Annotated in this window: 22 protein-coding genes and 1 pseudogene; 18 read left to right on the top strand and 5 right to left on the bottom strand. The window is 68.3% G+C overall.

All coding sequences use genetic code 11. The features are described from left to right. Positions 1-88: 88 nt before the first annotated feature. The 5 genes from ffh (at position 89) to rplS (ending at position 3,592) form a co-directional block, all read left to right on the top strand. Entirely contained in the window at positions 89-1,471 is a 1,383-nt protein-coding gene (gene ffh / locus C693_RS0113370; protein ID WP_017462792.1) for a signal recognition particle protein, read from the top strand. Between the two features lie 135 nt (positions 1,472-1,606). After that, positions 1,607-1,861, top strand: coding sequence for a 30S ribosomal protein S16 (rpsP, locus tag C693_RS0113375; RefSeq protein ID WP_017462793.1), 255 nt, complete (start codon positions 1,607-1,609; stop codon positions 1,859-1,861). A 2-nt stretch (positions 1,862-1,863) separates the two neighbouring features. Beyond that, positions 1,864-2,379 (top strand): ribosome maturation factor RimM, encoded by a 516-nt coding sequence (gene rimM / locus C693_RS0113380; RefSeq protein WP_017462794.1) that lies wholly within the window; start codon positions 1,864-1,866, stop codon positions 2,377-2,379. Between the two features lie 37 nt (positions 2,380-2,416). Further along, entirely contained in the window at positions 2,417-3,190 is a 774-nt protein-coding gene (gene trmD / locus C693_RS0113385) for a tRNA (guanosine(37)-N1)-methyltransferase TrmD (protein ID WP_017462795.1), read from the top strand. Positions 3,191-3,208: 18 nt separating this feature from the next. After that, entirely contained in the window at positions 3,209-3,592 is a 384-nt protein-coding gene (gene rplS / locus C693_RS0113390; RefSeq protein ID WP_017462796.1) for a 50S ribosomal protein L19, read from the top strand. A 91-nt stretch (positions 3,593-3,683) separates the two neighbouring features. Here the strand turns inward: rplS and C693_RS0113395 are convergent, their stop codons facing one another. Both C693_RS0113395 and epmB read right to left on the bottom strand, forming a co-directional pair. Continuing rightward, the gene (locus tag C693_RS0113395; protein ID WP_017462797.1) at positions 3,684-5,729 is read right to left on the bottom strand and encodes a GGDEF/EAL domain-containing response regulator; all 2,046 of its coding nucleotides are present in this window, start codon (positions 5,727-5,729) and stop codon (positions 3,684-3,686) included. 136 nt (positions 5,730-5,865) lie between these two features. After that, entirely contained in the window at positions 5,866-6,873 is a 1,008-nt protein-coding gene (gene epmB / locus C693_RS0113400; protein ID WP_017462798.1) for an EF-P beta-lysylation protein EpmB, read from the bottom strand. A gap of 85 nt (positions 6,874-6,958) precedes the next feature. Here epmB and efp point away from each other — a divergent pair, with 85 nt between their 5' ends. From efp to folE2, 7 genes are all read left to right on the top strand, one after another. After that, complete coding sequence (gene efp, locus C693_RS0113405; RefSeq protein ID WP_017462799.1) at positions 6,959-7,528, top strand: elongation factor P; 570 nt, start codon at positions 6,959-6,961, stop codon at positions 7,526-7,528. A gap of 137 nt (positions 7,529-7,665) precedes the next feature. After that, positions 7,666-8,997 carry a TRZ/ATZ family hydrolase gene (locus tag C693_RS0113410; protein WP_017462800.1) on the top strand — a complete coding sequence of 444 codons (1,332 nt, stop codon included), beginning with the start codon at positions 7,666-7,668 and terminating at the stop codon, positions 8,995-8,997. After that, positions 8,994-9,257: a YciI family protein gene (locus C693_RS0113415; protein WP_017462801.1), complete on the top strand. Its 264-nt coding sequence runs from the start codon at positions 8,994-8,996 to the stop codon at positions 9,255-9,257. Before C693_RS0113410 ends, C693_RS0113415 begins: the two co-directional genes overlap by 4 nt. 22 nt (positions 9,258-9,279) lie before the next feature. Then, positions 9,280-9,990, top strand: a complete 711-nt coding sequence (gene ubiG, locus C693_RS0113420; protein WP_017462802.1) for a bifunctional 2-polyprenyl-6-hydroxyphenol methylase/3-demethylubiquinol 3-O-methyltransferase UbiG — start codon at positions 9,280-9,282, stop codon at positions 9,988-9,990. After that, a complete protein-coding gene (gph, locus tag C693_RS0113425; protein WP_017462803.1) occupies positions 9,987-10,664 on the top strand; it encodes a phosphoglycolate phosphatase in 678 nt (225 codons plus the stop codon). Before ubiG ends, gph begins: the two co-directional genes overlap by 4 nt. Continuing rightward, positions 10,661-11,509: a squalene/phytoene synthase family protein gene (locus tag C693_RS0113430; RefSeq protein ID WP_017462804.1), complete on the top strand. Its 849-nt coding sequence runs from the start codon at positions 10,661-10,663 to the stop codon at positions 11,507-11,509. Before gph ends, C693_RS0113430 begins: the two co-directional genes overlap by 4 nt. 118 nt (positions 11,510-11,627) lie before the next feature. Beyond that, positions 11,628-12,581: a GTP cyclohydrolase FolE2 gene (folE2, locus tag C693_RS0113435; protein WP_017462805.1), complete on the top strand. Its 954-nt coding sequence runs from the start codon at positions 11,628-11,630 to the stop codon at positions 12,579-12,581. Between the two features lie 25 nt (positions 12,582-12,606). Here folE2 and C693_RS0113440 read toward each other — a convergent pair whose 3' ends face one another. Then, positions 12,607-13,146 (bottom strand): DUF4339 domain-containing protein, encoded by a 540-nt coding sequence (locus C693_RS0113440; RefSeq protein ID WP_157798632.1) that lies wholly within the window; start codon positions 13,144-13,146, stop codon positions 12,607-12,609. A gap of 86 nt (positions 13,147-13,232) precedes the next feature. Next, entirely contained in the window at positions 13,233-13,511 is a 279-nt protein-coding gene (yidD, locus tag C693_RS23070) for a membrane protein insertion efficiency factor YidD (protein ID WP_083868311.1), read from the bottom strand. Between the two features lie 124 nt (positions 13,512-13,635). On the opposite strand from yidD, the gene dksA reads away from it, so the two are divergent. The 6 genes and pseudogenes from dksA (at position 13,636) to arsH (ending at position 17,988) form a co-directional block, all read left to right on the top strand. Then, on the top strand, positions 13,636-14,775 hold the full coding sequence (dksA, locus tag C693_RS23450) for an RNA polymerase-binding protein DksA (protein ID WP_100243718.1): 1,140 nt from the start codon (positions 13,636-13,638) through the stop codon (positions 14,773-14,775). A 100-nt stretch (positions 14,776-14,875) separates the two neighbouring features. Continuing rightward, positions 14,876-15,226: an ArsR/SmtB family transcription factor gene (locus C693_RS0113455; RefSeq protein ID WP_017462809.1), complete on the top strand. Its 351-nt coding sequence runs from the start codon at positions 14,876-14,878 to the stop codon at positions 15,224-15,226. Next, a pseudogene (locus C693_RS24025) lies at positions 15,223-15,633 on the top strand (arsenate reductase ArsC); the annotation flags it as partial. The gene C693_RS0113455 and the pseudogene C693_RS24025, both read left to right, overlap by 4 nt. 114 nt (positions 15,634-15,747) lie before the next feature. Further along, on the top strand, positions 15,748-16,164 hold the full coding sequence (gene arsC / locus C693_RS24030) for an arsenate reductase (glutaredoxin) (protein WP_198506875.1): 417 nt from the start codon (positions 15,748-15,750) through the stop codon (positions 16,162-16,164). Between the two features lie 28 nt (positions 16,165-16,192). After that, on the top strand, positions 16,193-17,263 hold the full coding sequence (arsB, locus tag C693_RS0113465) for an ACR3 family arsenite efflux transporter (RefSeq protein ID WP_026107413.1): 1,071 nt from the start codon (positions 16,193-16,195) through the stop codon (positions 17,261-17,263). Next, positions 17,260-17,988, top strand: coding sequence for an arsenical resistance protein ArsH (gene arsH, locus C693_RS0113470; RefSeq protein ID WP_017462812.1), 729 nt, complete (start codon positions 17,260-17,262; stop codon positions 17,986-17,988). The genes arsB and arsH overlap by 4 nt, the downstream gene beginning before the upstream one ends. A gap of 83 nt (positions 17,989-18,071) precedes the next feature. Here arsH and C693_RS0113475 read toward each other — a convergent pair whose 3' ends face one another. Then, the gene (locus tag C693_RS0113475; protein WP_017462813.1) at positions 18,072-18,500 is read right to left on the bottom strand and encodes a SufE family protein; all 429 of its coding nucleotides are present in this window, start codon (positions 18,498-18,500) and stop codon (positions 18,072-18,074) included. Between the last annotated feature and the right edge of the window lie 5 nt (positions 18,501-18,505).

Genomic DNA, 18,505 nt, shown 5'->3' on the forward strand with positions numbered 1-18,505 from the left:
GCGGCTCGGGCAGGGGTGCGGCGGACGATCCTGTCGGATGCCGGGCGGTTGGCTATAATCGAACGCTTTCCACCCTGGTTTCCCCCGCATGTTCGAGTCGCTCAGCCAACGCCTCTCCACCACCGTCAACCGCCTGCGCGGTCGTGGTCGCCTGACCGAGGAGAACATCCGCGAGTCGCTGCGCGAGGTGCGCATTGCCCTGCTCGAGGCCGACGTCGCCCTGCCGGTGGTGCAGGCGCTGATCGAGCGCGTGAAGGTGCGCGCGGTCGGCCAGGAGGTGCTCAAGAGCCTGTCGCCTGGCCAGGCGCTGGTGAAGGTGGTCAGCGACGAGCTGACCGCGGTGATGGGTACGGTGAACACTGAGCTCAACCTCGCCCAGACCCCGCCGGCGGTGGTGCTGATGGCCGGCCTGCAGGGCGCGGGCAAGACCACCACGGTGGGCAAGCTGGCCCGCTTCCTGACCGAGCGCAAGAAGAAGCGGGTGATGGTGGTCAGCTGCGACGTCTACCGTCCGGCGGCGATCGAGCAGCTGCGCACGCTGGCCGAACAGGTCGGCGTGGCCTTCTTCCCCTCCGAGGCGGGCCAGAACCCGGTCGACATCGCGAAGAAAGCGATTGCCGCCGCCCGCCGCGAGGTCATCGACGTGCTGCTGGTGGACACCGCCGGCCGCCTCAGCGTCGACCAGGCGATGATGGACGAGATCAAGGCGCTGCATGCCGCGATCACTCCGGTCGAGACCCTGTTCGTGGTCGACGCGATGACCGGCCAGGACGCGGCCAACACGGCCAAGGCCTTCGCCGAGGCACTGCCGCTCACCGGCGTGGTGCTGACCAAGACCGATGGCGACGCCCGCGGCGGCGCGGCGCTGTCGGTGCGCTATGTCACCGGCCGGCCGATCAAGTTCCTCGGCGCCGGCGAAAAGTCCGATGCGCTGGAACCGTTCCACCCGGACCGCGTGGCCCAGCGCATCCTCGGCATGGGCGACGTGCTGTCGCTGGTCGAGGAGGTCGAGCGCAAGGTCGACCAGGAAAAGGCGCAGAAGCTCGCCACCAAGGTGATGAAGGGCAAGCGCTTCGACCTGAACGACATGAAGGATCAGCTCGAGCAGATGTCGAATATGGGCGGCCTGGCCGGCCTGATGGACAAGCTGCCCGGCATGGCCAGCGTGCCGGACAACGTGAAATCCAAGGTCAACGACGGCGAGCTCAAGAAGATGGTCGCGATCATCCAGTCGATGACCAAGAAGGAGCGTCGCCATCCGGACCTGTTGAACGGTTCGCGCCGCGCCCGCGTGGCCCGCGGCTCCGGCACCCAGCCGGCCGACGTCAACCGCCTGCTCAAGCAGTACATGCAGATGGAAAAGATGATGTCGAAGCTGGCCAAGGGTGGTTCCAAGGGCCTGCTGCGGCAGATGCGCGGCGCCATGAAGGGCATGGGCGGGATGGGCGGCGGCATGCCGCCGATGCGCTGACCGCGGGCGCGAGAGCTTTCGGGGAAGACGCTTGACGGGTCTTCCTTTTTCCCTGAAACCGGCTAAAATGCCGCGTTTACCGCGCACGGTCTCGTGCGTGCGGCCGGCGATTCCGGCATCTCTGGAGCTTTTACTATGGTCAAGATTCGTCTTTCGCGCGGTGGCGCCAAGGGCCGTCCGTTCTACCACATCGTCGTGACCGATCAGCGCAGCAAGCGCGACGGCCGCAGCATCGAGAATGTGGGCTTCTACAACCCGGTCGCGTCCGGCAAGGACAAGCGCCTCGAGCTCAACGTCGAGCGCGTCAACGAGTGGGTGGGCAAGGGTGCGCAGCTGACCGACAAGGTCGCCGCCCTGGTCAAGGAAGCCGGCAAGCAGCAGGCTGCCTGAGCATGACGGCAGCCGGTCGGCGCGTCCTGATGGGACGCATCGTCGGGCTGTACGGGGTGCAGGGCTGGCTCAAGATCGAATCCTGGTCCGAGCCCCGCACGCGGATTTTCGACTACCAGCCCTGGCAGCTCTCATCGGCGCCGGGCGACATGGTCGAGGTGTCGGGCATCAAGGGGCGTCCACAGGGCAAGGGGCTGATCTGCCACCTGCCCAACGTGGACACCCGCGAGCAGGCCGCGGCGCTGGTGGGCAAGGACATCCATGTCGCCCGCGAGCTGTTGCCGCCACCCGGCAAGGATGAGTACTACTGGGTCGACCTCGAAGGGCTTGAGGTCGTCACCACCGAAGGCGTGGCGTTGGGGCGGGTCAGTCACCTGTTCGCGACCGGAGCCAACGACGTGGTGGTGGTGAGGGACGGCGAGCGCGAGCGGCTGGTTCCCTTCATCCAGGGCAGTTACGTGCGTTCGGTGGATCTGGAAGCCGGGCGCATGGTGGTGGACTGGGATCCCGAGTTCTAGAGCCCGCGCCAGGCAGGCCGCCGACCGGAGGATCTTGATGCGCATCGATGTCGTTACGCTGTTTCCCGACTTCATGCGCCAGTGCGCCGCCGTCGGTGTCGTGGGACGCGCGCAGCAGCGCGAGCTGCTGCAGGTGGAAACCTGGAACCCGCGCGACTTCGCCACCGACAACTACCGGACCGTGGATGGCCGCACCTGCGGCGGCGGACCGGGGATGGTGATGCTGATCGAGCCCTTGCGTGCCGCCCTTGCGGCGGTGCGGGAGGCGGCACCGGAGCCGGTGCACGTGATTTACCTCAGCCCGCAGGGAGCGCGGCTGACGCAGGACAGGGTGGCGTCGCTGGCGAAAATGCCGCGGATCGCCCTGCTTTGCGGACGTTATGAAGGAGTGGACGAGCGTCTGCTGGCGCGCGAGGTCGACGAGGAGCTTTCCATCGGCGATTATGTGCTGTCCGGCGGCGAGCTGGGTGCCGCGGTGGTCATCGACGCGGTGGGCCGCTTGCAGGACGGCGCGTTGAACGACGCGCAGTCGGCGCAGCAGGATTCGTTCTCGGACGGCCTGCTGGATTGTCCGCACTACACGAAACCGGTGCATGACGCACTGGGTGACGTGCCGGCGGTGCTGCTGTCCGGCGATCATGCGGCTATCCGCCGCTGGCGCCTGAAGCAGTCGCTGGGACGGACCTGGTTGCGGCGTCCCGATCTGCTGGCGCGACGGAACCTCGATGCAGAGTCCGCCGTGCTGTTGGAAGAATTCCGCCGCGACTACCTGCGGCACCACGAAGCGGCCGTCGCAGACCGCGGTAATTGAATCGACACAGGTGTTGCCATGAACAAGATCATCGAACAGTTCGAATCCGAGCAGATCACCCGCCAGCTGCCGGAATTCGGCCCCGGCGACACGGTGGTGGTCAACGTCAAGGTGAAGGAAGGTAACCGCGAGCGCGTGCAGGCGTTCGAGGGCGTCGTCATCGCCAAGCGCAACCGCGGCCTGCATTCGGCCTTCACCGTGCGCAAGATCTCGCACGGTACCGGCGTGGAGCGCGTGTTCCAGGCGCACAGCCCGACCATCGAGTCGGTCCAGGTCAAGCGCAAGGGCAAGGTGCGTGGCGCCAAGCTGTACTACCTGCGCAATCTCGAGGGCAAGGCTGCGCGCATCAAGGAAGACATCGCCGCGGCTGCCGCCGCGAAGGCCGCGAAGTCCGCCGAGTAAGTCCGCTCACGCAGGGCAAAACGAAAAGCCGCGGAAGCATGCTTCCGCGGCTTTTTCGTGTCTCCCGGAGGGGCGTCGGGGCCGTTGGGCCTCAGTCGACCAGGCGTTGCGGTTCCTGCAGGAAGTTGCCCTGCACGAAGTCCACGCCGCAGGCGAACAGCAGCGACGTGCTGCTGGCATCCTCCACCCACTCGGCCACGGTGAGTCGCTTCAGTTCGCGCGCGTGGTGGCAGATCTCGGCGATCTTCTTCTGGTTTTCCGGATGCTGCGGCAGCTGCGCCATGTACGAGCGGTCGATCTTCAGGTAATCCGCGTCGACGTGGTTGAGCAGCTGGAACGAGTTGAGCCCGGAGCCGAACTGCTCCAGTGCGAAGCGGCCCCCGAGTTTCTTCCAGCCGGTAACGAATTCCTGTGCCGGGCGCAGCAGTGTCACCACCTTGCTCTCGGTCATCTCCAGCACGATCTGGCCGTTCTTGAGGCCGGCCTTGCGCAGCTGCTCGCCGAGCCAGGCCAGCAGGGTGCCGTCCTGGATGGAGTCGGCGGTGAGTTTCACGAAGAACGTGGTCTTGATGCCCTGGCCGTCGCGGGCGCGGAGCGTCTCGATCGCCTTGGCCAGCACCCAGCGGTCGATCGAGGTGGTCAGGCCGTGCTTCTCCGCGATCGGCATGAAGAAGCCGGGCAGGACCTCGCCCTGCGGTCCGTTCATGCGCAACAGGATTTCCGAATACTCGCCCTCGGCATCCTGCAGGCTGATGGTGTGCTGGTGGTAAAGCACGAAGCCGTTGTGGGCGAGGGCATGCTGGAGCAACTGCAGCCAGTAGCGATCGCGCTCGGCGTCGGCCTTTTCGCGGGCGGCCGGATCGTGCAGCTCGACCTTGCCACCGCCCTGGCTGAGTGCGTTGCGCAGCGCCTGGCCGGCCTGGTTGAGCAGCAGCTCGGCGTTCGCGTTTTTCTCGCCGAGCAGGCTGCCGCCGACGCTGGCCGAGACGGCAATCGACTGTGAACCGAGGTCGAAGATCTCGCTGGCGATACGCGCCTGCAGGTCGCTGATCCACTGCTTGACCGATTCGTCATTGCGGTTGCGCAGGATCACGCCGATGGTGTGCTCGGACAACAGGCCGGCCACGTCGTCCTCTCCGACCTCGGTGCTGACGCGGTTGGCGAAGGACGCCATCAGCTCGTCGGCCTTGCCCATGCCCACGCTGTCGAGCAGCGACTGCCAGTTGTCCGGCTCGATCAGCAGCAGGCTCTGCCCCTTGGTGCCCTTGGCGGCGGCGGTGACCGCGTCGTCGATGCTTTCCAGTGTGCGCGCGCGGTTGTACAGGCCGGTGACCGGGTCGCGATGCAGCTGCTGGATCAGCTGCGGATCGATCTGCTGGCGTCGGAACACGATCTGCAGGCAGGGTTCGCCCTCGAACGTGGCGTGAGCGAACTCGACTGTTGCCTGGAAGTTGCTGCCGTCGGAGCGGCGCGCCTGAAGATCGATGTGCGCCGCGGCCTTCTCGTTGCGGGCGTGGCTGCGCAGCAGGTTCTTGAAGGGCTCGGCGTCGGCACTGCTGATCAGGTCGAGTACCGGCAGGCAGAGCAGGTCGTCGAAATCGTCGTAGCCGAAGGTTTCCAGGTACGCCTTGTTGGCGCGCACGTGCATGCCATCGTGAACGAAGGCGATGGGGTCCGTCGACGAGTCGAGCAGGGCGTCGGCGCGACGCTCGGACTCCCGTAGCGCGGCCTCCAGCAGGCGCACCTGGCGGCGCGTCTGCAGCGCCTCGTGCTCGCGCTGCAGGACGGTCATCATCTGCCGGGGCTGGCTGCGGATGGCAATGCCGCGCACGCCGGTATTGAACAGATCGGCGATCGTCTGGTTGTCGGCCTGGGCCACCAGCACGACCAGCGACAGGTCGCGGCCATGTGCCTCCAGTTGCTGCGCCACGTCGCGCAGCGGCAGCTTTGCCGGCGCCGGGTCGTACAGCACGATGTCCGGGATCAGTTCGTCCAGCGCCGCCTGGATTTCCTCCGGGGTGGTCGCTCGTGCCGGTCGCACGGCGATGCCGCCATTGCGGAGCAGACTGATGATCTGTTCGGCGTCCTCCACCGAGGCCTCGACGAACAGGATCTTGATCACGGAATCTTTTTTCATGGACACATCGGTCGGTTCTGGGAGGCGCCGGCCGGCTGCGACCGACGCGCGCCAATCCTGGCGCACTCCCAACGGTTGTAACGGATTCCCGCGGTGGCCGCCAGCGGGGCGAGGCCATGGTGTGGCGACCGGGGGCTCACAACGGAAGCTTTGAGGGCGCGCCGGGCACCTCGCGGACCAGCCGCGGCACCAGATAGCCGGGGAGGCAGCCGCGCAGCTCTTCCATCAGGGCGAGCGCTTCTGCGTCGTCCACCTCGAAATGGGCGGCTCCCTGTACCCGATCGAGCTGGTGCAGGTAGTAGGGGAGCACGCCGATGGCGAACAGTGCCTCGGAAAGCTCGGCCAGCGTGCCGGCGTGATCGTTGATCCCTCGCAGCAGCACGGCCTGGTTGAGCAGGGTGCATCCTGCCCCGCGCAACCGCTGGCAGGCCTCGGCCACGCCGTGGTCGATCTCCCGCGCGTGGTTGGCATGCAGCACGACCACCTTCTGGAGCGGCAGGGCGGAGAGCCACTCGACCAGTGGCCCGTCGATCCGGTCGGGTAGCACCACCGGCAGGCGGGTGTGCAGGCGCAGGCGGGTGACCTGGGGGAGGTCCGCCAGGCCGTCCGTCAGCTCGATCAGCTTGCGGGTGGACAGTGCCAGCGGATCCCCGCCGGAGAGAATCAGCTCGGTGATCCCCGGGTCGCGCCGGAGATGGTCCAGCGCCTGGCGCCATTGACCCGCGGCCGCCATTTCCTCGCCGTAGGGAAAGTGCCGCCGGAAGCAGTAGCGGCAGTTGATCGCGCAGCTGCCGCTGGCGATCAACAGGGCGCGGCCCCGGTATTTGTGCAGTACACCCTGCGCCTCGCGGGAGGCCAGGTCGCCGACCGCGTCGGTGGCATAGCCGTCCACCTCGTCCAGCTCCGCCATCTGCGGCAGCACCTGGAGCAGCAGCGGGTCACGGGCGTCCCCCGGCAGCATGCGTGCCACGAATGCCCTGGGCACGCGCAGGGCGAACCCGGCGTCCGTCTCCGGCAGCCGGCCAGCCAGGTGCTCCAGCCCCAGAAGGGCGAGCAGCTCGCGCGGGTCGGTGACGGCATCGCGCCACTGCTGGCGCCAGTCGCCGGCCGGGGTTATGCGGGTGCCGGGGCTTGCGGTTATCATGTACGGCCTTGTATCGGGCGTGAGCCCGGGTGATTGATCATTTTAGCCGCTCGTACGGGCGGATTCTTCGATTGGAGCGCACTGCATGGCCACCGCTGGTCTGAACGACGTCAAGAAGGGGATGAAGATCCTCCACAACAACGACCCGTGGGTCATCACCGACGCCGACTTCATCAAGCCCGGCAAGGGCCAGGCGTTCACCCGCATCTTCATCCGCAACCTGAAGACCGGTCGCACCACCGAGCAGACGATGAAGTCGTCCGACTCGTTCGAGGTCGCGGACGTGGTCGACACCGACATGCAGTTCCTCTACTCCGACGGCGAGTTCTGGCACTTCATGCAGCAGGAGACCTTCGAGCAGCACCAGGCCAACAAGGTCGGCGTCGGCGACGCCGCCAAGTGGCTGAAGGGCGAAGAGGAGTGCGTGGTGACCCTGTTCAACGGCGAAGTCATCGCCGTGCAGCCGCCGAACTTCGTCGAGCTGAAGATCACCGAGACCGATCCTGGCGTGCGTGGCGACACCTCCGGCGGCGGCGGCAAGCCGGCCACCCTGGAGACCGGCGCCGTGGTCCGCGTGCCGCTGTTCGTGGGCACCGACGAGGTGATCAAGGTCGATACCCGCACCGGCGAGTACGTCAGCCGCGTCGGCAAGTAAGCCGTTCGATCCCGCCAGGTGATCGACGAGAGGGGCGGGGGCCGCGAGGTACCGCCCTTTCTCGTTTTTGCATCGAACCGTTTTGCATCAAGCGCGCAGGCCATGGCCGCCTGCCCATCCCGCACAGTGAGGTGAAGATGAGTGTCACGCCCCCGCAATCCGTCGACCTGGTGATCGAGGCCCGCTGGGTGGTACCGGTGGAGCCGCACGCGGTCGTGCTGGAGCAGCACGCCGTGGTGGTGGATGCCGACCGTATCGTGGCGCTGCTGCCGATCGCCGAGGCGCGTGCCGCCTATGCGCCGCGCGAACGGGTGGAGCTCGGCGAGCACGCGCTGATCCCCGGGCTGGTCAACAGCCACACGCACAACCCGATGACCCTGCTGCGCGGCTTGGCCGACGACCTGCCGCTGATGACCTGGCTGCAGGAGCACATCTGGCCGGCCGAAGCCAAGGTGATCGGACCGGAGTTCGTGCGCGACGGCGTGGAGCTGGCGGTGGCCGAGATGCTGCGCGGCGGCACCACCTGCGCCAACGAGAACTACTTCTTTCCCGATGCGATCGGCGCCACCTACCGCAAGCTGGGCTTCCGCGCCCTGGTCGGCCTGCCGGTGATCGAGTTCCCCACCGCCTGGGCGAAGACCCAGGACGAGTACTTCGAGCGCGCCGCCGAGGTACACGACAGCTTCCTCGGCGATCCACTGGTCGGTACCGCGTTCGCGCCGCATGCGCCATACACCGTGTCCGACGCCAGCTTCGAGCGCATCCGCGTGCTGGCCGACCAGCTCGACATCCCGGTCCACCTGCACCTGCACGAGACCGCGCACGAGGTGGAGGAAGAGAAGAAGAAGAGCGGCCTGCGTCCGTTCCAGCGCATGCAGAAGCTGGGGCTGGTCAACGACCGCCTGATCGCCGTGCACATGACCCAGGCGACCGACGGCGAGATCGCCGCCTGCGCCGAGGCCGGCGTCTCGGTGGTGCACTGCCCGGAGTCGAACCTCAAGCTGGCCTCGGGCTTCTGCCCGGCGGAGAAGTTCCGCCGCGCCGGCGTGAACCTGGCGATCGCCACCGACGGCTGCGCCTCGAACAACGACCTGGACATGTTCGGCGAGATGCGCACCGCGGCGATCCTGGCCAAGGCGGTGGCGCAGGACGCGGCCGCGTTCGACGCCGCCTCGGCGCTGCGTGCCGGCACGCTCAACGCCGCTCGCGCAATGGGGCTGGAGGAGCTGATCGGCTCGATCGAGCCGGGCAAGCAGGCCGACCTCGCCGCGGTGCGGCTGAGCGACCTGGAGACCCAGCCGCTGTTCCACGTCGCCTCGCAGCTGGTCTACGCCACCGGTCGCCATCAGGTCACCGACGTGTGGATCGCCGGCCGCCGCAAGCTGGCCGGGCGCGAGCTGGTCGGAATGGATCTGGAGGCCATGCTGGCCCGTACCCGCCAGTGGCGCGAGCGGATCGCCGCGGTATGAGCCCCAAGCCGGTGTATCTCGTCCTGCTCAAGCGCCGTCCGGTGGTCGATCCGGCGGCGATCGAGGCTCACCGGGCGTTCCTCGAGGCGCTGCGCGCGCAGGGCGTGCTGGAGCGCTCGGGGCCGTTCGCCGACAAGAGTGGCGGCGCCTACCTGATCCATGCCGACGATCACGCCGCCGCGCAGGCGATCGTCGACCGCGACCCGGCCAGCACCAGTGGCGGCTGGGACGTCACCATCCACGAGTGGCAGGCGCGCTGAGCGCACGCCGGGAGTCATCACCATGCCGACCACGCACGCCAACGTCAGCCCCGAGGAGATCGCCCGCTTCGACAAGCTGGCCGACCGCTGGTGGGATCCGGACGGCGAATCGCGACCGCTGCACGACCTCAACCCGGTGCGCACGGCCTATGTCGCCGATCGCGTCGCCCTGAAGGGCGCGAAGGTGGCCGACGTCGGATGCGGCGGCGGCCTGCTCAGCGAAGCCCTGGCGGCGGCCGGTGCGCAGGTCACCGGCATCGACCTCGGCGAGAAGGTGATCGAGATCGCCCGGCTGCACCTGTACGAATCGAACCTCGCGGTCGACTACCGTGTGCAGTCCTCGGCGGAGCTGGCGGCGGCCGAGCCGGCCGGCTTCGACGCGGTGTGCTGCATGGAGATGATCGAGCACGTGCCGGACCCGGAGGCGCTGGTCCACGACCTGGCGGCGATGCTCAAGCCCGGCGGCAGGCTGTTCATGTCCACCCTCAATCGCACCCCGGTCGCCTTTGGCGCGGCGATCCTCGGGGCGGAATACCTGATGCGCATGCTGCCGCGCGGCACCCACCACTACGCGCAGTTCCTGAAGCCGTCGGAGCTGGCGCGGCTGCTCCGCCACGCCGGACTGGAGCTGGAGGACGTCTCCGGGCTCGGCTACAACCCGCTCAGCCGCAAGGCGTGGCTCAGCCGCATCACCGCGGTGAACTACCTGCTGTGCGCACGCAAGCCGGCATGAACGCCTTGCCCGACCGCGTCGATGGCGTGCTGTTCGACCTCGACGGTACCTTGCTGGACAGCGCACCGGATCTCTACACCGCGCTGGTGCGTCAGTGTGCGGAAGAGGGTGTCGCACCGCCGGATTTCGCGCCCGTGCGCGAGGTGGTCTCGCGCGGTTCGCGGGCGATCCTGCGCTGCGCGTTCGGCGATCGCGGCGAGGCTGCAGTCGAGGCACTGGTGCCGCGCTACCTCACGCTGTACGAGCAGGCGGTCGCCGAGGACACCCATGCGTTCGACGGCGTCGAGGCGCTGCTGGCCGCGCTGGAGCGGCGGGGCATCCGCTGGGGCGTGGTGACCAACAAGCCGGGCTTCCTGACCGATCCGCTGCTGGCCCGCATCGGCTGGGCCGCGCGTGCTTCGGCGGTGGTCTCCGGCGACACGCTGCCGGTGAAAAAGCCCGATCCAGCGCCGGTGCGGCTGGCCTGCGAGACGGCGGGCATCGATCCGGCACGCTGCCTGTTCGTCGGCGACGACCGCCGCGACGTGCTGGCCGGGGCCGCCGCCGGCCTCTATACCGTGGCCGTGCGCTGGGGTTACCTCGACGGCGGCGATCCGGACACATGGCAGGCTGACGCGGTGATCGACCACCCCGGGCAGCTTCTCCGCCTGCTGGCGCCGGAGGTCTCCGCATGAGCGACGCGCCGCACGGTCCCTTGCAGAGCTATGTCGACAAGTGGCTGGCGGTGCAGCCGCAGCAGCGCGTGGCGCTGGTGTTCGTCGATCCGCATCGTCATGCCGGGCACATCGCGCTGGCCGCACTCGAGCAGGAGCTGCTGGCCGCCGCGTATGGCATCCGCGAGCCGCAGGTGGCGGCGGTCAAGCTCAACTGGTGGGCCGAGGAGCTGGCAGGGGCGGCGCAGGGCGGCGGGCGTCATCCGCTGACCCAGGTGCTGTTCGACGATGCGCGCGCGCGGAAGCTGCCGGCCGAGCTGTGGCTGGCGCCGGTGCGCGCGGCGATCGCGCAGCTGGAGGCCGGTACCGCGGCCGATTTCGGCGCGCAGCTGGTTACCGCCGAGCCGCTGCACGGCGCCCTGGCCGCACTGGAGACCGCATGGTGGTTCGGCATCGATGCCGATCCGCGGCGAGCGGGTCGCGTGGCCGTGCTGGCTCACCTGTGCCACGCCCTGCGCCGCCTGCAGGACGATACCGAATGCGACCGGCTGCCGCTGCCCATGGCGCGGCTGGCCCGTTTCGGCCTGTCGCGCGCCGATCTGCGCTCGCCAGGCGCGGCGCGCGACCAGGCCCTGCGCGCCCAGCTCGGCGATCTCGCCGAGGCGTGGCGCGAGGCGATGGCGCTGGCCGGCCCGCTCGGCATGTTCCGCACGCTGGAGGCACGCGAGTCGATGCGGTTGGCAAAGGCAGCGGCGCGTGCCGGCGACCCGCTGGCGACGCTGCAGCGCGGCCTGCCGGGCAACGGCTTCGGCCTGACCCTGGCGGCATGGCGTGCCGCACGCCGCTGGCGCCTCGCCGAGGGCTGAGTCGGCGCCGGCCGCAGGACGCAGCGTTTCCCTGGCGCAACTGTTGCGACGGGCGATCCCGCCCCTACATTGGCAGTTCCAGGCGAGTGCGCTCGCAGCCCGTTCCAGGATGTCTCCCATGCACAGTCACGAAAACACCGCCCGCCTGATGCCCGATGTCGCCCATCAGGCCCAGCCGCACCTGGCCGGTGCACTCGACTGGGTCGGCATGGACGGGATCGAGGTGCCGGTCCGCTTCGATGCCGGCGATGGCGAGGTGCAGCGTGCCAGCGCCCAGGTCGGCGCCTTCGTCAACCTTACGCGACCGGACAAGCGCGGCATCCACATGTCGCGCCTGTACCTGCTGGTCGATCGCCATCTCGGCGGCAGCGAGCCGCTCAGCGCGAAGGGGTTGGAAGGTCTTTTGCAAGCCTTCCTCGAGTCGCACAAGGATCTCTCCGACCGCGCACGCCTGAGCATCCGCTTCGATGCGCTGGTGCGTCGGGCGGCGCTGCGCAGTGGCAACAGCGGTTGGCGCAGCTATCCGGTGTCGGTCGAGGCCAGCCTCGGGCCGGACGGTTTCGCGCTGGAGCTGGGCACCGAGGTGGTCTACTCCTCGACCTGTCCGGCCTCGGCGGCACTGTCGCGGCAGTTGATCCAGGAGCGCTTCGCCCAGGACTTCGCCGCCGACCGGCCGATCGACCATGCGGCCGTGGTGGCCTGGCTCGGTAGCGAGCAGGGTATCGTCGCCACCCCGCACGCCCAGCGCAGCGTCGCGCGGCTGCTGGTGCGGCTGAACGACGGCGTGTCGTTCGATCTGCTCGATACCCTCGATCGCGTGGAAGGCGCGCTCGGCACGCCGGTGCAGACCGCGGTGAAGCGCGAAGACGAACAGGCTTTCGCGCTCGCCAACGGCGGCAACCTGATGTTCTGCGAGGACGCCGCGCGACGCATCCAGCGGGCCCTCGAGACCGACGATCGCCTGGCGGACTTCCACGTGCGGGTGGAGCACCAGGAAAGCCTGCATCCGCACGATGCGGTGGCCTACGCCAGCAAGGGCGTGCCCGGAGGCTTCGGCAGCGGCCCGCGTTGATCTGAACTCGCGATCGCGGCGGGATTCAGGCCGGCATGCCGCCCTGCAGCGCGAACAAGAAGAACACCGCAATCGCAAGCAGGCTGACCAGCACGTAGTCCCGCCGGTCGCCGAGCATCCCCGCGCGCAGGGACAGGTAGATTGGCGCACCCACGCCACCGAGCAGGATCAGCCACCACCCGGCATGAGGCAGCGGGCGGCCCGCACGCTGCAGTTGGCGCCGGTCATGCAGCGCCAGCGCGATATAGGCCACCATGCCAATCAGTCCGGAGCCCGGCACTGGCGACAGCAGCAACAGGGCAAACGGCAGGCAGGCGATCAGCCAGGCCACGGCCGGACTCACTCGAACCGACGCCGGTGCCGATGCCGCGGCCGGTGTGATCCGGAGAGGCACATCGGCGGCGAACAGTGTCTGTTCGACCGGTGCCCAGCCGGACATGCCCTCGCACCACACGAGGGTGCCGGCCTGCATCCGGCCCTCGCTCAGGCGCCGCCGGATGACCTCCTCCTCGACCGGTCCCACGGCACGCTGGCCGTCCTGGTAGTGCCAGGCGGTCGGGGGCATCAGCAGCACGGTCCCGGTGATTGCCGGGACGACGGGTGGAGGGGCATGGCGGGTGATTCGGGCATCTTCGCGGTACGGATGTTCGCTCAGCGGGCAGGGCGGGAGTCGTCGGTGCCCGTGGGGGCCTCGTGGCGGCATCGGCGCAGCTCGAACGTCTCCGGCACCGGATCCTCGCCACCGCAACACAACGGCTGGCAGCGGGCAATACGCCACGCGGCGAGAATGCTCCCTCGCAACGGCCCGAAGCGGGCCACCGCAATCCGTGCATAATCCGAGCAACTGGGGTAGAAGCGACAGCGTTGTCCCAGCAAGGGGCTGAGCCAGCGTTTGTACAAGCGGAGCAGAAGAAGCAGGAATCGGGTCAAGGCACTTCACGCGGCCGAAGCGGCTGGCGGTTTGTAATGCCCCAGTATTCCAGAAAGCTCGCTTGCTGGTGTAAGGCACATGGGCTATAACACCCGGCCGCCACGGCCAAAATGGTGAAGGGAAATGGCGAAAACCACGCGTAGTTCGACCGCCAGCAAGGCGCAGAAGAACAAGCCTGCGGCCACGGCGAAGTCCACCAAGACAGGGAAGGCAAAGCCCGTCGCAGCCACATCGCGTGGTGCGTCCCGGACCATCGCCAAGCCTGCAGCCGGGAAAACCAAGGTCGCAGCCAAGAAGCCTGTGCCGAAGAAGCCGGTCGCGAAGAAGGCGGCGCCCAAGCCTGCAGCCGCCAAGAAGGCACCCGCCAAGACGGCGCCTGCGAAGAAGGTGGCCGCCAAGAAGGCTGCGGTGAAGAAGGTCGCGGCAAAGAAGGCCGTCGCGAAGAAGGTACCGGCCAAGGCACCTGCCAGGAAGGTGGTCGCCAAACCGGCCGTGGCCAAGAAAGCCCCGGCAAAGAAGGCTTTGAAACCCGCGCCGGTGCCGAAGAAGGCGGTCGCGCCGAAGGCTGCCAAGAAGGCGGTGGCCAAGGCGGCTCCCGTCAAGACGGCTCCGGCCAAGCCTGCGCAGGTGGTCGCCAAGCCGGCTCCGGCTGTGCCAAAGGCAGCGCCGGCGCCAGCAGGCAAGGTAGCCAGTGCCACCTCGATCGCGACGCCGAAGGTGGCAACCGCTACCATTAGTCACTCTCCTCCCAAGAAACAGAAGTCCCAGCCGTCCTCAATGAATAAAGCTGCAGCCAACAACGACCATGGCGTGACGAAGGAAGACGGGCGCTACGCGCTGCCTGCCAGCGTCACCATCGACCTGCCCAAGGGCTACCGTCCCTCCGCCGACGAGGAGTACATGAGCCCGCGGCAGCTGGCGTACTTCCGCAACAAGCTCCGCGACTGGCGCGACCAGCTCGTCGAGGAGTCGCGCCAGACCATGGAGAACCTCCGCGACGAAGTCCGCGACGTCGGCGACGAGGCCGAGCGCGCCACCCGCGAGACCGAGAACTCGCTGGAACTGCGCACGCGCGATCGCTACCGCAAGCTGATCTCCAAGATCGACAAGGCGTTGCGCCGGATCGAGGAAGGCCGCTACGGCTACTGCGAGGAAACCGACGAGGAAATCGGCGTCGACCGGCTCGATGCCCGCCCGATTGCCACCTTGTCGCTCGATGCGCAGGAGCGTCGCGAGCACCTGCAGAAGCAGATGGGCGACTGACTTCGAGGCACTGCCTGGAGGTCCGTGCGAAGCCCCGCCCCGGCGGGGCTTCGTCGTTCCGGGACTTGCGCGACGATTAAATATCGATAATTCTGGATATATGGAAGAAAGTGTCGCCCTTGCTGCCCTGGCCGCCCTGGCCCAGCCGACCCGGCTGGCGGTGTTCCGCCTGTTGGTCAGCCGCGAGCCGCGCGGCCTGCCCGCCGGCGACGTGGCCAGCGCGCTGGACGTGCCGCAGAACACCATGTCCGCCCATCTCGCCGTGCTGGCGCGGGCCGGGCTGGTGGCGACCGAGCGGCAGGGGCGCTCGATCATCTATCGCGCCCATCTCGATGCGCTGCGCGCGTTGATGGTGTTCCTGGCGCGCGACTGCTGCAGCGCCCACCCCGAACTGTGTACCCCGCTGCTGGCCGACCTGGCCTGCTGCCCACCTGCCAAGGCGAAGCCATGACCGATCGCGTCTTCAACGTCCTGTTCCTGTGCACCGGCAACTCGGCGCGGTCGATCCTTGCCGAAAGCCTGCTCAACCAGCTTGGCGCGGGTCGCTTCCGCGCGTTTTCCGCTGGCAGCCAGCCGAAGGGCGAAGTGCACCCGCTCGCACTCGGGCTGCTGCGCAAGCTCGGCCACCCCGTCGAGGGGCTGCGCTCGAAGCACGTCGACGAGTTCGCCGGTGCCGATGCGCCGGTGATGGATTTCGTTTTTACCGTCTGCGACAACGCCGCCGGCGAGATCTGCCCGATCTGGCCGGGACATCCGATGACGGCGCACTGGGGTATAGAAGACCCGGCGGCCGTTACCGGTACGCCCGAGCAGCGCGAGCAGGCTTTCCATACCGCCTTCCGCCTGCTGGCCCATCGCATCCGCGCATTCATCGCGCTGCCATTGGCGGGGCTGGAGCGTGAATCGTTGCGTGCGCAGATTCAGCACATCGGACATGCCGAGGGCGCCAGCGCGGCAGCGGCTCCGGTCGACGTGGTGATCTACCACAACCCCGCTTGCGGCACCTCGCGCAACACGCTGGCGCTGATCCGCCACTGCGGGTTCGAGCCGCACGTCATCGAGTACCTCAAGACGCCACCCAGCCGTGCGTTGCTGGCCCAGCTGGCAGCACGCACCGGTGAGCCGCTGCGGGCACTGATCCGCGAAAAGGGCACGCCGTATGCCGAACTCGGGCTGGGCGATGCTGCGCTGTCGGACGACGCGCTGCTCGATGCGATGATCGCCCACCCGATCCTGATCAACCGCCCGCTCGTTGTGTCGCCGCTGGGCGTGGCGCTGTGCCGCCCCTCCGAGCGCGTGCTGGATCTGCTGCCGCTACGTCCACGCGGTGCTTTCGTCAAGGAAGACGGCGAAGCCGTGCTCGATGCCCGGGGCCGCCGCGTCGGCTGACCGCTCACCATCTCCCGAAGGCAACATGATGACCGCCGCCACCCCGAGTCCGCGACTGCGCCTCTCGTTCCTCGATCGCTACCTGACCCTCTGGATCTTCGCTGCGATGGCGCTGGGCGTGACGCTCGGCGCCCTGTTTCCCGCCCTGCCGAAGGGCCTGGATCGCCTCAGCGTCGGCAGCACCAACCTGCCGATCGCCATCGGCCTGGTGCTGATGATGTATCCGCCGCTGGCGCGGGTCCGCTACGAAGAGCTGCACCGCGTGTTTGCCGACCGTCGGCTGCTGTGGCTGTCGCTGCTGCAGAACTGGGTGATCGGCCCGGTGCTGATGTTCTTGCTCGCGGTGGTCTTCCTGCGCGACCGGCCCGAGTACATGACCGGACTGATCCTGATCGGGCTGGCCCGCTGCATCGCGATGGTGATCGTGTGGAACCAGCTGGCCGGAGGCGACAACCAGTACGTCGCCGGGCTGGTGGCTTTCAACGCGATCTTCCAGCTGCTCACCTTCGGCGGCTACGCCTGGTTTTTCCTGTCGGTGCTGCCGCCGTGGTTCGGGCTGGCCGGGCAGGTGGTGCCGGTGGCTTTCACCACCATCGCCGGGGCGGTGCTGGTCTATCTCGGTATTCCGTTCGCGGCCGGCTGGCTCAGTCGTCGCGTGCTGATCCGTACGCGCGGCGAACACTGGTTCAGCGAACGCTTCCTGCCGCGGATCGGCCCGCTGACGCTGGCTGCGCTGCTGTTCACCATCGTCGCCATGTTCAGCCTGAAGGGCGGCGAGTTGCTGGCCTTGCCCCTCGACGTGTTGCGCGTGGCGTTGCCGCTGGTGGTCTATTTCGTGGTGATGTTCGGGGTGAGCTTCGCGATGGCGCGCTGGGTCGGCGCGGACTATCCGCGCACCACGGCGGTGGCCTTCACCGCGGCCGGCAACAATTTCGAGCTGGCGATCGCGGTGGCGATCGCCGCGTTCGGGCTGGCTTCCAAGGTGGCGTTCGCCGCGGTGATCGGTCCGCTGGTGGAGGTGCCGGTCCTGCTGTTGCTGGTGCACGCCGCGCGGGCGATGCAGGCACGCTTCGGCGCGTCTGCGGGAGCGCGGGCATGAGCCGGTTGCGCACGCTGGCCGATCCGGATCATCTGCCCGCGCTGGATGTGCGCTTCGCCCATCGCCGACCCGCCGCAGGGTTCGGCCCGGCCGAGCCGCCGCCGCGCATCCTGCTGCTGTACGGCTCGCTGCGCGAGCGCTCCTTTTCGCGGCTGGCGGTGGAGGAAGCCGCGCGCCTGCTGCGCTTCTTCGGTGCCGAGACGCGCATCTTCGATCCGTCCGACCTGCCGCTGCCCGATCAGGTTGCCGCCGACGACCATCCCGCGGTGCGGGAGCTGCGCGAGCTGTCGCAGTGGTCGGAAGGGCAGGTGTGGTGCAGTCCGGAGCGGCACGGCCAGATCACCGGCGTGATGAAGGCACAGATCGACCACCTGCCGTTGTCGATCGGCGCGATCCGCCCGACCCAGGGGCGCACGCTGGCGGTGATGCAGGTCTCCGGCGGCTCGCAGTCGTTCAACGCGGTGAACACGCTGCGCCTGCTGGGGCGCTGGATGCGCATGTTCACCATCCCCAACCAGTCCAGCGTGGCCAAGGCGTGGCAGGAGTTCGACGAGGCCGGGCGCATGAAGCCCTCGGCCTACTACGACCGCATCGTCGACGTGATGGAGGAGCTGGTGCGCTTCACCGTGCTGCTTCGGCCCCATGCGGCACCGCTGGTCGATCGTTACTCGGAACGCCGGGAGACTGACCGGCCCGTGTCCGACACCCTCCTCGCCAAGCTGTAGGAGCCCGCTCGCGGGCGATGCCTTTTGCTCTGAATCGCCACCGAAGCCAGAAGCATCGCCCGCGAGCGGGCTCCTACCGGGGGTCAGCCCAGCGCCGCCGCGGCGTAGCTCTTGATCTTGGCGAGCGTGGCGGCCAGGCCGTTGGAGCGCGTGGGCGACAGGTGCTTGGCCAGGCCGATCGCCTGGATGAACTCCGGTTCGGTGGCCACGATGTCCGCCGCGGATCGGTCGGAGTACACCCGCAGCAGCAAGGCGAGCAGGCCGGAGACGATCGCCGAATCGCTGGCCGCGTCGAAGTGCATCTTCGCCGCATCGCCGCTCGGCACCAGCCAGACCATCGACTGGCAGCCATGCACGCGCCATTCGTCGGTCTTGGAGGCCTCGGGGAACGCCGGCAGCTGCTTGCCGAGGTCGATCAGGTACTGGTAACGCTCGGTCCAGTCGCTGAAGAAGCCGAATTCCTCGGCGATCTGCTGCTGGGCGTCGTGGGCGGTCTGGGTCGTATCGGTCATCGGCA

It is taken from the genome of Dyella ginsengisoli LA-4, assembly GCF_000334915.1.
Classification (GTDB): domain Bacteria; phylum Pseudomonadota; class Gammaproteobacteria; order Xanthomonadales; family Rhodanobacteraceae; genus Dyella_A; species Dyella_A ginsengisoli_A.

Bases quoted from the DNA above. Each gene is read 5' to 3' on its own strand.
- epmB (WP_017462798.1), bottom strand. From the start codon at position 6,873: ATGATAACCGCAAGCCCCGGCACCCGCATAACCCCGGCCGGCGACTGG.
- gph (WP_017462803.1), top strand. From the start codon at position 9,987: ATGAACGCCTTGCCCGACCGCGTCGATGGCGTGCTGTTCGACCTCGAC.
- ubiG (WP_017462802.1), top strand. From the start codon at position 9,280: ATGCCGACCACGCACGCCAACGTCAGCCCCGAGGAGATCGCCCGCTTC.
- C693_RS0113440 (WP_157798632.1), bottom strand. From the start codon at position 13,146: ATGCCCCCGACCGCCTGGCACTACCAGGACGGCCAGCGTGCCGTGGGA.
- ffh (WP_017462792.1), top strand. From the start codon at position 89: ATGTTCGAGTCGCTCAGCCAACGCCTCTCCACCACCGTCAACCGCCTG.
- arsH (WP_017462812.1), top strand. From the start codon at position 17,260: ATGAGCCGGTTGCGCACGCTGGCCGATCCGGATCATCTGCCCGCGCTG.
- C693_RS0113410 (WP_017462800.1), top strand. From the start codon at position 7,666: ATGAGTGTCACGCCCCCGCAATCCGTCGACCTGGTGATCGAGGCCCGC.
- C693_RS0113415 (WP_017462801.1), top strand. From the start codon at position 8,994: ATGAGCCCCAAGCCGGTGTATCTCGTCCTGCTCAAGCGCCGTCCGGTG.
- rplS (WP_017462796.1), top strand. From the start codon at position 3,209: ATGAACAAGATCATCGAACAGTTCGAATCCGAGCAGATCACCCGCCAG.
- C693_RS0113475 (WP_017462813.1), bottom strand. From the start codon at position 18,500: ATGACCGATACGACCCAGACCGCCCACGACGCCCAGCAGCAGATCGCC.
- efp (WP_017462799.1), top strand. From the start codon at position 6,959: ATGGCCACCGCTGGTCTGAACGACGTCAAGAAGGGGATGAAGATCCTC.
- dksA (WP_100243718.1), top strand. From the start codon at position 13,636: ATGGCGAAAACCACGCGTAGTTCGACCGCCAGCAAGGCGCAGAAGAAC.
- C693_RS0113430 (WP_017462804.1), top strand. From the start codon at position 10,661: ATGAGCGACGCGCCGCACGGTCCCTTGCAGAGCTATGTCGACAAGTGG.
- rpsP (WP_017462793.1), top strand. From the start codon at position 1,607: ATGGTCAAGATTCGTCTTTCGCGCGGTGGCGCCAAGGGCCGTCCGTTC.
- arsB (WP_026107413.1), top strand. From the start codon at position 16,193: ATGACCGCCGCCACCCCGAGTCCGCGACTGCGCCTCTCGTTCCTCGAT.
- trmD (WP_017462795.1), top strand. From the start codon at position 2,417: ATGCGCATCGATGTCGTTACGCTGTTTCCCGACTTCATGCGCCAGTGC.
- C693_RS0113455 (WP_017462809.1), top strand. From the start codon at position 14,876: ATGGAAGAAAGTGTCGCCCTTGCTGCCCTGGCCGCCCTGGCCCAGCCG.
- C693_RS0113395 (WP_017462797.1), bottom strand. From the start codon at position 5,729: ATGAAAAAAGATTCCGTGATCAAGATCCTGTTCGTCGAGGCCTCGGTG.
- folE2 (WP_017462805.1), top strand. From the start codon at position 11,628: ATGCACAGTCACGAAAACACCGCCCGCCTGATGCCCGATGTCGCCCAT.
- rimM (WP_017462794.1), top strand. From the start codon at position 1,864: ATGACGGCAGCCGGTCGGCGCGTCCTGATGGGACGCATCGTCGGGCTG.